Below are 13,354 nucleotides of genomic sequence, written 5' to 3'. Positions count from 1 at the left end.
GCCCGGCCTGCCGCACCCGCGCCGCGATCAGAGCTTGAACTCGATCCGCTGCTGCTTGACGCTGGAAACCGCCACGCCGTCCTTCATCGCCGGATTGAAGCGGTAACGCTCCACCGCATCGATCGCGGCACGGTCGAAGACATGGCGCGGCTGCGACTCGACCACCTTCACGTCGCTGGTCGTGCCGTCGGGATCGACCGTGAACGACACCACCACCCAGCCTTCCTGACGGGCACGCATCGCGGCCGTGGGGTAGCGCGCGGGCGCGCCCTTCACCAGGACTGCCGCCGTGGTTCCGCCAGCGGCATTGCTGCCGCCGTCAGCCGCTGCGGTGGCGTTGCCGCCGGTCGCCGCCGGCTCCGACTGCTGCGCCGTGCGCGGCTGCTCTGCCTTCGGCTGCGCGCCCGCCTGGGCCTTCTGCTGCTCGGCCAGCTGAGCCGCCGCCTGTTTCTCCGCGGCGGCCTTCTGGGCGGCCAACTGCGCCGCCTTTTCCTGATCCGCGGCGAGCTGTTGCTGCCTGTCCTGCGTCTTGCGCTGGGCATCCAGCTTGGAGCGCAGGATGGTCAGCGTGAAGTTGGCCGGATCGGCCTTCGCCAGCAATTCGATCTGGCGCTGCGCCTCGCCCCAGTCACGCGAGTTGATCGCCTGTTCGGCCGAGCTGGCCGCGAACGGGAACGTCTCGCGCAACGCATCGGAAGCCACCTTGTTGCCGGGATCCTTTTCCAGCACGCGCAGATAGAACTCGAACGCGTTGTTGCCGGCCGGCGCCAGGTAGCGCTGCTCGTTCATGGCGGTACGCGCCTCGGCCAGCAGCTGGTTGAGATCCATCGCCGCCACGTTGGCCGGCGGTGGCGCCGCCCGCGTCGCAGTGGAAACCGGTGTGGATGGATGGCCGCCCGCGTCGGCCATGACCAGGTCCTGATGCGGCTTGATGATCAGGAACCACGCGCCCGCGGCGAGCAGGGCGAAAATGGCGATGATGGCAATGATCAGCGGCCGAACGGCCCCACGCACATGCCGGCGCGTATCGAGTATGTATCGGGTATCCATGGTCTCTCACTGAGTATCGACAGATACCCGCGCTTTTTCCCCCTGTCCATCCAGGAGCGGCGAATCCCCCGGATTCGCCGCGGCGCGGATGTGCAGAAGGTAACTCCAACGGCGCAGTACGGCAAATCATGCGCGCGGTCACGGCAGTGGCCGGAAACAAGGTCCAGGCGGGCGTTTCCCGAAGCCGCGCCGGCAGCAGGCGCAGGGCGGCCACGCCAAATAAAAAGCGGGGCATGCCACCTGGCCACGCGAGATTTTTCCGGCCCCCGAAACGAAGCGTCCCGGCCAGGCCGGGACGAAGGCTTCTCGAAGTGCTCTCCCCGCGCTGGGCACCGCGGGGAGAGAAGTCGATGGCTAATCTTATTGTGGGGTGTCGCGTGTCGCCTTACTTCTTCGCTTTGGCCTTCGCGGTCTTGGTGGCCTTCACCACCTTGGCCGGTGCAGCTTTCTTGGCGGCGGCCTTCTTCGGCGCAGCCTTCTTCGCAACCTTCTTCACCGCGGCTTTCTTGGCGGCCGCCGGCTTCTTGGCGGCAGCTTTCTTCGCCGGCTTCTTGGCGGCAGCCTTCTTGGCAGCCGGCTTCTTGGCGACCGGCTTCTTGGCGGCGGCCTTCTTCACGGCGGGTTTCTTGGCGGCGGCCTTCTTGGCGGCCGGTTTCTTTGCAGCGGATTTCTTGGCAGTGGCCATGGTTCGTCTTAGCTCCTCATCAGTTGGCAGTGGTTGCCCAGTAAAAGCGTGCAGGAACGCCTCGACCAACACATCGCTGTTGGTGGCGTGCCGAAGATTGTTCACTTGGCGGTGGGTGCGCAAATCAGAAAGCCGCCGCAGTACGTGCAGCGGAATCGAGACGGTGATCTTGCGTACTGCGTTGGCCTTTTCACCGTGCTCGACATACGGCTTGATGTACTTCGTTGTCGCCATGAAAACCCATTCCCCGTGATCTGTTGCGAAAGCTATCCCCGAAGATTTCGGCTGTCAATTGATTTTAGTCATCAAATCAATCCCGTTCCAGCCACCCCAAATCGTCTCCAGGCCTTCCGCAACAAGGCTTCCGGGCCATTATGCGGATTAATCAAATGGACGTCTGGACGGCCATATAATTTTCTTCAAAAAATCGGCATTACTTCTGAAACCGTTGGTACACAACGATTTCAAGGCCAATTCCCTCGATAGTCATTGAAACGGCCATCGCGTGAAGCCTTCCGCACGAAGCACTTTCCGACTCGCCGGCAGCCTGCCCGCAGATGAACGGAACACGACCGGAAGCGGCCTGTTCGGGGTCTGCGCCAACCGAAAAAAAATTTCCCGGAGTTGCCCAATCCGGTCCCCGGGGGACGTGGGAGGAAGACGCTACGACGACGGCGGCGACCTCGCGGGACCGTCGCGCGAAGTCATCGCGGGCACCATCGCATCGACAAGATGCGCCTGTGCGACACCAGTCGCGCGCACCTCGCATGCACGAATCACCGCGGCAAAAACGACGCCGGCCGCTCAGGGCGGCCGGCAGGGTCGAGCATGATCGCGCGCGACTTCAGTGGTCTTCGTTCTCGACCAGTTCCTCGTAGTCGTTGGCGTCGAGCAGCTCGTCGAGTTCGGCACGATCGCTGGGGCGCACCAGGAAGATCCAGCCTTCGCCGAAGGCGTCCTCGTTGATGGTCTCGGGCTTGTCGTTGAGCAGCTCGTTGACTGCGACGACCTCGCCGGACACCGGCGAGTAGATGTCCGAGGCGGCCTTCACCGATTCCACCACGGCGGCGCCGCTGCCTGCCTTCACGGCGGAGCCGACTTCCGGCAGCTCGACGTAGACCAGGTCGCCGAGCTGGTCCTGCGCGTGGTCGGAGATACCCACCCGGACCAGGCCGTCGTCTTCGGCGCGGGCCCACTCGTGGGACTTGAGGAATTTCAGATCGCCGGGAATCTCGCTCATGATCGGGGTCCAGTCGTTGGGTTGGGTCGGATTGTCGGCGGTGATTCTAGCGATATCCGCCGGGGAAGAATGCATGCGGCGTGATGCCGCTCAGATCCCTTCGCAGGGCTTGCCGTCGCGCACGAACGGGTATTTCACCAGGCGCACCGGCACTTCGCGGCCGCGGATGTCCACGCGGATCGCGCCCGGCTCGCCGGCGGGGATGCGCGCGAACGCCACCGCCTTGTCGAGGGTCGGCGCGAAGCTGCCGGAGAGGATCTCGCCCTCGCCGTTGGCGGTGAGCACCTTCTGGCCGTGGCGCAGCACGCCCTTCTCGTCCAGCACCAGGCCGACCATCACGCGCTTCACGCCGGCGGCCTTCTGCGCTTCCAGCACCTTGCGGCCGATGAAATCGCGGCCTTCGTCCAGCGCGATGGTCCAGCCGAGGTTGGCTTCCCACGGCGACACGCTCTCGTCCATGTCCTGGCCGTACAGGTTCATGCCGGCTTCCAGCCGCAGCGTGTCGCGCGCGCCGAGGCCGGCCGGCTTCACGCCCGCGGCGGCCAGCGCCTCCCACAGCGCGACGGCATGTTCGGCCGGCACCATGATCTCGAAGCCGTCCTCGCCGGTGTAGCCGGTGCGCGCCACGAACAGCGGCATGCCGTGCGGCCCCTGCGCGGCGGCGGCGGCGAACTTGCCCAGCTTCTCGATGCGCGGGCGATCCACCTCGTGCAGCAGGCCGAGGACCTTGGCGCGCGCGTGCGGGCCCTGCACCGCGATCATGGCGAACTCGGGACGCTCCTTCACCTCCACCCCGAACGCCTTCGCCTGGCGCTCGATCCAGGCCAGGTCCTTGGCGCGGGTGGCGGCGTTCACCACCAGACGGTAGAACTCGTCGCCCAGGAAATACACGATCAGGTCGTCGATCACCCCGCCGTGCTCGTCCAGCATGCACGAGTACAGCGCCTTGCCCTGCACCTTCAGCTTGTCGATGCTGTTGGCCAGCAGGTGGCGCAGGAAGTCCTTCGTGCGCGCGCCGTGCAGGTCCACCACCGTCATGTGCGAGACGTCGAACATGCCGGCATCGCGGCGCACCGCGTGGTGCTCTTCGATCTGCGAGCCGTAGTTGATCGGCATGTCCCAGCCGCCGAAGTCGACCATGCGTGCGCCGAGCGCGCGATGGGTGGCGTTGAGTACGGTCTTCTCGGTCATCACGGGGCGCCTTGCGGGGGGAAGTTCCGCATTATCGCCGCCGGCACCGGGCAATCCAACCCATGCACGGCCGATGCCGCTCCCGCCTCAGCCGGCGGTGTCGCCGTCGATGCCCGCCAGCACCCGCGCCACCACCTGCTCGGCCAGCTGCTCGGCGCGCTCGCCGCTGCTCAGCAGATGGATCTCCGGTGCCTCGGGCCGCTCGTACGGCGCGTCGATGCCGGTGAAATTGCGGATCTCGCCGGCGCGCGCCTTGCGGTACAGGCCCTTCGGGTCGCGCCGCTCGCACTCTTCCAGTGGCGTGTCCACGAACACTTCCATGAACTCCGCCGCGTCGAACAGCTCGCGCGCCGAGCGGCGCTCGCTGCGGTACGGCGAGATCACGCTGACCAGCACGATCAGCCCCGCGTCCACCATCAGGTGCGCCACCTCGGCGATGCGGCGGATGTTCTCCACGCGGTCCTGCGGAGTGAAGCCCAGGTCCTTGTTGATGCCGTGGCGCACGTTGTCGCCATCGAGCAGGTAGGTATGGCAACCCAGCGCATGCAGGCGACGCTCGACCAGGTTGGCGATGGTGGACTTGCCGGCGCCGGACAGGCCGGTGAACCACAGGCACAGCGGCTGCTGGCCCTTGCTGGAGGCGCGCACGCCTTTGTCGATGTCGACGTGCTGCCAGTGCACGTTGGCCGAACGGCCCAGCGCGAAATCCAGCATGCCGCAGGCCACGGTGGCGTTGCTCTGGCGGTCGATCAGGATGAAGCCGCCCAGCGTGCGGTTGTCCGCGTACGCCTCGAACGCGACCTCCTCGTCCAGGCCCAGCGTGCAGTAGCCCACCTCGTTGAGCACCAGCTGCCGCGCGGCAAGCTTCGCCTGGCTGTTGACGTCCACCTTGTGCTTGATCGACATCACCCGCGCGTTGACGGTGCGCGTGCCGAGCTTCAGCCAGTAGGTGCGGTTCGGCAGCAGCGCGTTGTCGCCCAGCCACAGCAGGTGGCAGGCGAACTGGTCGGCCACCGGCGCCGGGTGCAGCGCGTCGGCGATCACGTCGCCACGGCTGATATCGATCTCGCGGTCCAGGCACAGCGTCACCGCCTGGCCGTCACCGGCGCCGTCGAGATCACCGTCGGCAGTGACGATGCGCGCGATGCGCGCGCGCTGCACGCCGGGCTGCACCAGCACCTCGTCGCCCTTCGCCACGCGGCCGCCGCAGATCGTGCCGGCGTAGCCGCGGAAGCTCTGGTCGGGCCGGTTCACCCATTGCACCGGCATGCGGAAGTCATGGGCGCGTAGCGGCGTGACGTCGGCCGACTCCAGCAGTTCGAGCAGGCTGGGGCCGGTGTACCAGGGCATCCGCGACGAGCGCGTGCCCACGTTGTCGCCGTCCGGCGCCACTACCGGCAGGCAGGCCACCTCGGCGATGCCCAGCGACTGCGCCAGCGCCCGGTAGGCGTCGGTGATGCCGCGATAGACCGCCTCGTCGCAGCCGACCAGGTCCATCTTGTTCACCGCCAGCACCACCTGGCGGATGCCCAGCAGCGCACATATATATGTATGCCGACGGGTCTGCGGCAGCAGGCCCTTGCGCGCATCCACCAGCACCACCGCCAGCTCGGCGTTGGAGGCGCCGGTGGCCATGTTGCGGGTGTACTGCTCGTGGCCGGGGCAGTCGGCCACGATGAAGCTGCGCCGCGCGGTGTGGAAGTAGCGGTAGGCGACGTCGATGGTGATGCCCTGCTCGCGCTCGGCATCCAGGCCGTCGGTGAGCAGGGCGAAGTCCAGCGCGCCGCCGGCGTCGGCGTGCAGGCGGCGGCTGTCGCGCGCCAGCGCGTCGAGCTGGTCCTCCGGCACCGTACCGGCGTCGTACAGCAGGCGGCCGAGCAAGGTGCTCTTGCCGTCGTCCACGCTGCCGCAGGTGATGAAGCGCAGCAGGCCGTGGCCCGTGTCGGTGGCGGTGGTGACTGCCATCAGAAGTAGCCCTCCTGCTTCTTGCGTTCCATCGAGGCGCTGGGGTCGTGGTCGATCACCCGGCCCTGCCGCTCGGAGCTGCGCGAGTCGGCCATCTCGGCGATGATCTCGTCCAGCGTGGCGGCGGACGATTCCACCGCGCCGGTGAGCGGGTAGCAACCCAGCGTGCGGAAACGCACCAGCCGCGTTTCCACCGCCTCGCCCTCGCGCAGGGTGAAGCGCTCGTCGTCCACCATGATCAGCGCGCCGTCGCGCGCCACCACCGGGCGCGGCGCGGCGAAGTACAGCGGCACCACCGGGATGCCCTCGCGGCGGATGTACAGCCACACGTCCATCTCGGTCCAGTTGGACAGCGGAAACACCCGCACGCTCTCGCCCTGGCGGATCTGCGTGTTGTACGTATGCCAGAACTCCGGGCGCTGGCGCTTCGGGTCCCAGCGGTGCTGGCCGTTGCGGAACGAGAACACGCGCTCCTTCGCGCGCGACTTTTCCTCGTCGCGGCGCGCGCCGCCGATCGCCGCGTCGAAGCCGTGCTGGTCCAGCGCCTGCTTCAGCGCCTGGGTCTTCATCACGTCGGTGTGCACGGTGGCGCCGTGGGTCAGCGGCGAGATGCCCTGGCGCACGCCCTCCTGGTTGATGTGCACCAGCACCTGCACGTCGCCGGCTGCCGCCACCCGCTCGCGGAACGCGATCATCTCGCGGAATTTCCAGGTGGTGTCCACGTGCAGCAGCGGCAGCGGCGGCCGGGCCGGGAAGAACGCCTTGCGCAGCAGGTGCAGCAGCACCGAGGAATCCTTGCCGATCGAATACAGCATCACCGGGTGGCGGAAATTCGCCGCCACCTCGCGGAAGATGTGGATGCTTTCCGCCTCCAGTTCGTCCAGATGCGAAAGCGCCGACGCGTTGCCTGTACTCATGCGCGAAACCCGGGTTGCCTTGCGCGGGCGCGCCATCGCGCACCGCTTATCCGCGCCATGTTACGCGATCGCTGCCGGTGATCCGAAATAACCTTGCCCGGCGCGCGCCGCCATGCGGGGGCATATGCGCAGCGGATTTCCCCTCCCCTGCGCGCAGGGGAGGGAGCGCGATGCACCTCAGGCGATGGCGGGATAGACCGGCTCGGCGTCCAGCGTGGCCGCGCACACCGCGGCCAGTTCCAGCAGGCGCAGGTCCGAGCCGCGGGCGCCGACCATCTGCAGACCGATCGGCATGCCGTTCGGCAGCGTGCCCATCGGCAGGCTCACCGCGGGGCAGCCGGCCAGGCTGGCGAAGCTGGTGAGGTCGGCCTGCGAATCCGGCACCGGGCCATCCAGCGGGAACGCGCCCTGCGGCGTGGTGGGCAGCACCAGCACGTCGACCTGGGCGAACAGCCGGCGCATCTTCAGCGTGGCCGCGTCCAGCACGCGGTCGGCCACCGCGTAGTCGGCCGCGCTCTTGCCGGCGGCGTAGCCGAGCAGGCGGCGGAAGTGTTCCGACACCGGGTGCCCGGTATCGGCCAGGTCCGCGGCGAAGGTGCCAAGCATCTCCGCCTCCATCAGCAGCAGGCCGGCGCGGCGGGTGCGTGCGAAATCCCAGTCGGCGAAGTCGACCGTGCGGCGGTCGCCCAGCGCATGCGGCAATTTCGCCAGCGCCGCCTCGAACACCTCGACCACCTCCGGCTGCACGCCGACCGCGGCCAAGTCGGGGATCAGGCCCGCGCGCAGGTTGCCCGGCTCCCAGTCCGGCAGCGCGAACGCCACGCGGCGCCGGCGCGAGCGCGCGTCGTCGGCGTCGTAGCCGGCCAGCACCTGCAGCAGCACGGTGAGGTCGTCGGCGCTGCGCGCCAGCAGACCGACCGCATCCAGCCGGCGCGCCGCCGGCACCAGGCCGCGGGCAGAGATCTCGCCGTGGGTGGGCTTGAGTGCGTACACGCCGCAGTAGCTGGCCGGAATGCGGATCGAGCCCAGGCTGTCCGAACCCACCGCGGCCGCGGCCAGTCCCGCGGCCACCGCCGCCGCCGCACCGCCGGAGGAACCGCCGGCGGTGTAGCCGTGACGGTACGGGTTGTGGGTGGCGCCGAAGTGCGGGTTGTTGGTGACCGCGCCCAGCGCGCCCTCGTCCATGTTGGTCTTGCCCAGCAACACCGCGCCGGACGCGCGCAGCCGCGCCACCACGTGCGCGTCCTCCCGCACCGGCTTGCTGCGACCGGGCAGGCCGACCCGGGTGGGCCAGCCGGCGATGTCGAAGTTGTCCTTCAGCGCGATCGGAATGCCGTCCAGCCGGCCGATCACGCCGTCGCGGCGCCGCCGCTCGGCCAGTTCCGCCTGGTCCTGCAGCAGGCCCGAACGCTGGTCCACATAGGCATGCAATTGCGGATCGATCCGCTCGATCGCCTGCTGGTAGACGTCGGCCAGCGCCTGCGGCTGCACGCGGCCCACCGCCAGCCAGTGCAGCAACTGGCACACCGAGGCGCGGCGCAGGTCGAGATCGGCGATCGGCGGCATGGAATTCATGAACGCTCCCTTGGGTTGCGCCGATTATCACCGCCTCGGGTGAAGCGTTTGCAAGCGGTAGCGCAGCACGCGTTGCCGCACGACGCACGAAAACGGACAATGGCGGCCTGACCCATACCCGCGCGCACGGCCATGCCTGCGCCGCCACCGAGCTTCAGGGAGTCCGCCATGAGCGACCGCGAAACCATGGAATACGACGTCGTCGTGGTCGGTGCCGGCCCGGCCGGCCTGTCGTTCGCGATCCGCCTGAAGCAGATCAAGCCGGACACGAGCGTATGCGTGATCGAGAAGTCATCGACCATCGGTGCGCAGATCCTCTCCGGCGCGGTGATCGAACCGCAGCCGCTGGACGCCCTGCTGCCCGGCTGGCGCGACAATCCGCCGCCGATCTGCGTACCGGCCGGCGAGGACGAGTTCTGGCTGCTGTCGAAAACCGGCGGGCGCAAAATGATGGTGCCACCGGGCATGAAGAATCACGGCAACTTCATCGTCTCGCTGGGCGCCATGTGCGCCTGGCTGGCACCGCAGGCCGAGGCGCTGGGCGTGGACGTGTTCCCCGGCTTCGCGGCCGCCGACAACATCTATAACGAAGACGGTTCGGTCGCCGGCGTGCGCATCGGCGACATGGGCGTGGCGAAGGACGGCTCGCACAAGGCCGGCTACACCCAGGGCATCGACATCAAGGCGAAGGTCACCGTGCTGGCCGAGGGCGCGCGCGGCAGCCTGACCAAGCAGCTGATCAAGCGCTACGCGCTGGACAAGGACAGCGACCCGCAGGGCTACTCCATCGGCATCAAGGAACTGTGGCAGTTGCCGCCCGGCCGCGTCACTCCCGGCAAGATCGTGCACAGCTTCGGTTGGCCGGCCGACACGCACACCTACGGCGGCAGCTTCATGTACCACCTGGACAAGGACCGCATCGCGCTAGGCTACGTCAGCGGGCTCGACTACACCGACCCGAAGTACCAGCCGTGGGAAGCGTTCCAGCAATGGAAGAACCACCCGCACGTGAAGCCCTTGCTGGAAGGCGGCAACATCCTCAGCGCCGGCGCGCGCGTGATCGTCACCGGCGGCTGGCAGTCGCTGCCGAAGTGCGAGATGCCCGGCGCGCTCTTGATCGGCGACACCGCCGGCCTGCTCAACGTGCCGAAGGTGAAAGGCACCCACCAGGCGATCCGCAGCGGCATGCTCGCCGCCGAACACCTCGCCGGCAACGGCCTCGACGCCACCGGCTTCGACGCCAAGCTGCGCGGCTCCGAGGCGATGGCCGAGCTGCGGAAAGTGCGCAACATCAAGCCCGCGTTCAAGAAGGGCCTGTGGTTCGGCATGCTCAACGCCGCCTGGGAAACCGTCACCGGCGGGCTGTCGCCGTGGACGCTAAAGAACAAGCCCGACTGGTCCAGCCTGCACAAGCTCGGCGAGTACGAAGAACCGAAGCGCGACTACGTGCAGCGCACGCTGCCGCCGCGCGACCGCCTGGCCGGCGTCTACTTCGCCGCCACCGAGTACGACGAGGACCAGCCGGTGCACCTCAGGGTGGCCGACACCGACATCTGCGCCACCCGCTGCGTCGAGGAATACGACAACCCCTGCACCCGCTTCTGCCCCGCCAACGTCTACGAGATGGTGCCCGACGAAAGCGCCCCGCACGGCAAGCGCCTGCAGGTCAACGCCGCCAACTGCGTGCATTGCAAGACCTGCGACATCAAGGACCCGTACGAAATCATCACCTGGGTGACGCCCGAGGGTGGCTCGGGGCCGAATTACCAGAACCTGTGAGCCTGCAACTATCCATTGACCCGCCTGATGGGCGACGATGCTTAACCCGCTTTTCCCTTCTCCCTCCGGGAGAAGGTGGCTCGAAGAGCCGGATGGGGGTTCGGGCGAAGGGAGGTATCACAGACCTGTCGAAACTTGCATCCGGTGCCACACCCGAACCCTCACCCCAACCCCTCTCCCGACAGGAGAGGGGCTTCGTGGAGCAGGGCATTGCGGTCAACCAGAGGCCATGGCATGTGTGCAACAGGGCAACTGGCAGACGTTCGAGTTCCGAGACGGGAACGCCTACGTCCTGAACTACGAGGACTATCACTGATGCCCATGTACAACCCTCCCCATCCCGGCGAGTTCATCACGAACATCTACCTTGAGCCCAACGGCATCCGTGGCCGTGAGCTGGCGGCCAAACTCGACGTGGCTGCCTCCACCCTCAGTCGCATCCTGAACGGGACGAGCCGCGTTACCCCGGAGATGGCACTGCGTCTTTCCAAGGCGATCGGCCGCACCCCCGAGAGCTGGTTGCTGCTGCAGGACAACCATGATCTCCGGGTTGCGCGCCAACACGTGGATCTGAAGCGCGTGGCCAAGCTTCGGCTGGCAACGGCCTGACTTCGGTATCGAGGGCAGTCCGCTGATCGGCAACTTGCACTGGCGACTCAAGCGCCTGGGCTACCTGTGGCAGCGCACGCGCGGCAGCCTCGCGCTGCGCGGCTGGCGCGGCACGCTGGCGCGCATGCGGCAGGAGTTCCAGTCACGCCCCGAGCTCGATGAGGCACTGGCGCTGCTGCCGCTGGACGAACCGTTCGTGCCATTCGCGCTGCCAGTCAGCGATCAGCCGCAGGTGTCGGTGGTCATCCCGGTCCACGGCGAACTCGCGCATACCCTCGCCTGCCTGCGTTCGCTGGCGCGGCATGGCGCGCAGGTGCCGTTCGAGGTGATCGTGGTGGACGATGCCTCGCCGGACGCCAGCGCCGCCACGCTGGCCCAGGTGGTTGGCCTGCGCCTGCAGCGCAACGCCGCCAACCTCGGCTTCATCGGCAGCTGCAACGCCGGTGCCGGGGCGGCACGCGGCGAATTCCTGCTGTTCCTCAACAACGACACCCAGGTCACCTCCGGCTGGCTGGATGCGCTGCTGCGTTGCTTCGCCGAGCGCGCCGACTGCGGCATCGCCGGCAGCCGGCTGGTTTATCCGGACGGACGCTTGCAGGAAGCCGGCGGACTGGTTTTTGCCGACGGCAGCTGCTGGACCACCGGCCGTTTCGAACCACGCGACATGCCGCTGTTCCGCTGCCGGCGCGAGGCCGACTACGTCTCCGGCGCCTCGCTGCTGATCCGTCGCGACGTGTTCGTCCGCGCCGGCGGCTTCGACGCGCGCTACGCGCCGGCCTACTACGAAGACGCCGACCTCGCGTTCGCAGTGCGCCGGCTCGGCCTGCGCGTGTACTACGAGCCAGCCAGCACGGTAATCCATTGCGAGGGTATCAGCGCCGGCACCGACTTGAGCCGCGGCATGAAGCGCCACCAGCGGCCCAACCAGGCGAAGTTCGTCGACAAATGGACGGCCGAACTTGCCGCCCAGCCGCCCGCCGGCACGCCGCTCGAATGCGCGATCCACTGGCGCCGGCGCGGCCACGTGCTGGTGGTGGACGCGATGACGCCGGAGCCTTCGCGTGACTCCGGTTCGCTGCGCCTGTGCGCGATCCTGCGCCTGCTCGACGAACAGGGCTGGAGCACCGCCTTCCTGCCCGACGACGGCCGCGCCAGCCCGGCGGAGATCGACGCGCTCGGTGCACTGGGCTGCGAAGTGTTGTGCAAGCCGTGGGTGGCGGACCTGCCGCGCTGGCTGCGCGAGCACGGCAGCGAACTGCACGCGGTGATCCTGTGCCGGCACACCGTCGCCGGCCAGTACGCCGGACTGGTGCGCCGGTACGCACCGCAGGCGAAACTGATCTTCGACACGGTGGACCTGCACTTCCTGCGCGAACGGCGCGCCGCCGAACTCGGCGGCAGCGCCATAATGGCCCGCCAGGCCGAGGCCGCACGCCGCAGCGAGCTGGCCCTGATCGAACAGGCCGACGTCAGCCTCGTGGTCAGCCCGCACGAACAATCGCTGCTGGCGCGGCTGTTGCCGCAGGCGCGGGTGGAACTGCTGTCCAACATCCACGAGGTGCACGGTTGCCGGCGGCCCCATGCGGGGCGCCGCGACCTGGTCTTCATCGGCGGCTACGGCCATCCGCCGAACAGCGACGCGATCCGCTGGATCGCCGGCGAGATCCTGCCGAAGCTGCGCGAGACACTGCCCGACATCCGCGTGCACGTGCTCGGCGACATGCCGGACGCGGCGCGGCACGAGCTGGCCACGCCGGGCCTCGAATTCCACGCTCGCGTAGCCGAGCTGGCGCCGTGGCTGGACCGCTGCCTCGCCACGCTGGCGCCGCTGCGTTTCGGCGCCGGCGTGAAGGGCAAGATCAACATGTCGATGAGCCACGGCGTGCCGGTGATCGCCACACCGGTCGCCATCGAAGGCATGCAACTCACCGATGGCCTGGATGTGCTGGTGGCCGAAAACACCGACACCTTTGCCACGGCTGTAGCACGGCTGCAGGCCGACAAAGCGCTGTGGTGCGCCCTTTCCGTCAACGGCATGGACAACGTGCGCCAGCATTTCTCCACGGGCACCGCTGCGGCGACCCTGCGACGCATCCTGTGCTGATGGCCATCGATGCCTCGAGCGCACCTACCCGCTCACGGTTCATTACTGTGTCCATGCCACGAATGACGTTCATCTCCGAAGACCTCACAATGTCTCGACAATGGTGGTCATGAGAAAGCTCGCTGCCATGGTCGATCTGTTACGCGATGTCATTGCCCGCCACGGCGGAGGCTGGGCGGGTGCGTGGTCGGTGGCTACTCGCAGTTTCAGGGCACTCCGCGCGCTTGGCTGGAGCGGAT

The 13,354-nt window shown here is 67.9% G+C and carries 10 protein-coding genes; 3 read left to right on the top strand and 7 right to left on the bottom strand.

From position 1 onward, the window contains the following. Nucleotides 1-27 precede the first annotated feature (27 nt). The 7 genes from UUA_RS11860 to UUA_RS11830 form a co-directional block, all read right to left on the bottom strand. Complete coding sequence (locus tag UUA_RS11860; RefSeq protein ID WP_039953889.1) at nt 28-1,050, bottom strand: energy transducer TonB; 1,023 nt, start codon at nt 1,048-1,050, stop codon at nt 28-30. A gap of 385 nt (nt 1,051-1,435) precedes the next feature. After that, complete coding sequence (gene metJ / locus UUA_RS20220; protein WP_039953886.1) at nt 1,436-1,969, bottom strand: met regulon transcriptional regulator MetJ; 534 nt, start codon at nt 1,967-1,969, stop codon at nt 1,436-1,438. 610 nt (nt 1,970-2,579) lie between these two features. After that, on the bottom strand, nt 2,580-2,975 hold the full coding sequence (gene gcvH, locus UUA_RS11850; protein ID WP_008437120.1) for a glycine cleavage system protein GcvH: 396 nt from the start codon (nt 2,973-2,975) through the stop codon (nt 2,580-2,582). A 90-nt stretch (nt 2,976-3,065) separates the two neighbouring features. Beyond that, nucleotides 3,066-4,166 (bottom strand): glycine cleavage system aminomethyltransferase GcvT, encoded by a 1,101-nt coding sequence (gene gcvT, locus UUA_RS11845; RefSeq protein WP_008437119.1) that lies wholly within the window; start codon nt 4,164-4,166, stop codon nt 3,066-3,068. A gap of 87 nt (nt 4,167-4,253) precedes the next feature. Next, nucleotides 4,254-6,131: an adenylyl-sulfate kinase gene (gene cysC, locus UUA_RS11840; protein ID WP_008437118.1), complete on the bottom strand. Its 1,878-nt coding sequence runs from the start codon at nt 6,129-6,131 to the stop codon at nt 4,254-4,256. Next, nucleotides 6,131-7,048 (bottom strand): sulfate adenylyltransferase subunit CysD, encoded by a 918-nt coding sequence (gene cysD, locus UUA_RS11835; protein WP_008437117.1) that lies wholly within the window; start codon nt 7,046-7,048, stop codon nt 6,131-6,133. The genes cysC and cysD overlap by 1 nt, the downstream gene beginning before the upstream one ends. A 177-nt stretch (nt 7,049-7,225) precedes the next feature. Further along, nucleotides 7,226-8,623 carry an amidase gene (locus tag UUA_RS11830; RefSeq protein ID WP_008437116.1) on the bottom strand — a complete coding sequence of 466 codons (1,398 nt, stop codon included), beginning with the start codon at nt 8,621-8,623 and terminating at the stop codon, nt 7,226-7,228. Nucleotides 8,624-8,791: 168 nt separating this feature from the next. On the opposite strand from UUA_RS11830, the gene UUA_RS11825 reads away from it, so the two are divergent. The 3 genes from UUA_RS11825 (at nt 8,792) to UUA_RS11810 (ending at nt 13,115) form a co-directional block, all read left to right on the top strand. Continuing rightward, a complete protein-coding gene (locus UUA_RS11825; protein ID WP_008437115.1) occupies nt 8,792-10,402 on the top strand; it encodes an electron transfer flavoprotein-ubiquinone oxidoreductase in 1,611 nt (536 codons plus the stop codon). Between the two features lie 315 nt (nt 10,403-10,717). Then, nucleotides 10,718-11,011 (top strand): HigA family addiction module antitoxin, encoded by a 294-nt coding sequence (locus tag UUA_RS11815; protein WP_008437111.1) that lies wholly within the window; start codon nt 10,718-10,720, stop codon nt 11,009-11,011. 124 nt (nt 11,012-11,135) lie between these two features. Then, a complete protein-coding gene (locus UUA_RS11810) occupies nt 11,136-13,115 on the top strand; it encodes a glycosyltransferase (RefSeq protein WP_050981878.1) in 1,980 nt (659 codons plus the stop codon). Nucleotides 13,116-13,354 lie beyond the last annotated feature (239 nt).

It is taken from the genome of Rhodanobacter thiooxydans LCS2 (assembly GCF_000264375.1).
GTDB classification, from domain to species: domain Bacteria; phylum Pseudomonadota; class Gammaproteobacteria; order Xanthomonadales; family Rhodanobacteraceae; genus Rhodanobacter; species Rhodanobacter thiooxydans.
Note: the sequence above shows the minus strand (reverse complement) of the source record. Positions and strands in the feature narration are given on the sequence as shown.

What these genes read in the sequence shown, in the direction of transcription:
- cysD (WP_008437117.1), bottom strand. Translation starts at nt 7,048, where the DNA reads ATGAGTACAGGCAACGCGTCGGCGCTTTCGCATCTGGACGAACTGGAG.
- UUA_RS11830 (WP_008437116.1), bottom strand. Translation starts at nt 8,623, where the DNA reads ATGAATTCCATGCCGCCGATCGCCGATCTCGACCTGCGCCGCGCCTCG.
- metJ (WP_039953886.1), bottom strand. Translation starts at nt 1,969, where the DNA reads ATGGCGACAACGAAGTACATCAAGCCGTATGTCGAGCACGGTGAAAAG.
- UUA_RS11825 (WP_008437115.1), top strand. Translation starts at nt 8,792, where the DNA reads ATGAGCGACCGCGAAACCATGGAATACGACGTCGTCGTGGTCGGTGCC.
- gcvH (WP_008437120.1), bottom strand. Translation starts at nt 2,975, where the DNA reads ATGAGCGAGATTCCCGGCGATCTGAAATTCCTCAAGTCCCACGAGTGG.
- cysC (WP_008437118.1), bottom strand. Translation starts at nt 6,131, where the DNA reads ATGGCAGTCACCACCGCCACCGACACGGGCCACGGCCTGCTGCGCTTC.
- gcvT (WP_008437119.1), bottom strand. Translation starts at nt 4,166, where the DNA reads ATGACCGAGAAGACCGTACTCAACGCCACCCATCGCGCGCTCGGCGCA.
- UUA_RS11860 (WP_039953889.1), bottom strand. Translation starts at nt 1,050, where the DNA reads ATGGATACCCGATACATACTCGATACGCGCCGGCATGTGCGTGGGGCC.
- UUA_RS11810 (WP_050981878.1), top strand. Translation starts at nt 11,136, where the DNA reads ATGCGGCAGGAGTTCCAGTCACGCCCCGAGCTCGATGAGGCACTGGCG.
- UUA_RS11815 (WP_008437111.1), top strand. Translation starts at nt 10,718, where the DNA reads ATGCCCATGTACAACCCTCCCCATCCCGGCGAGTTCATCACGAACATC.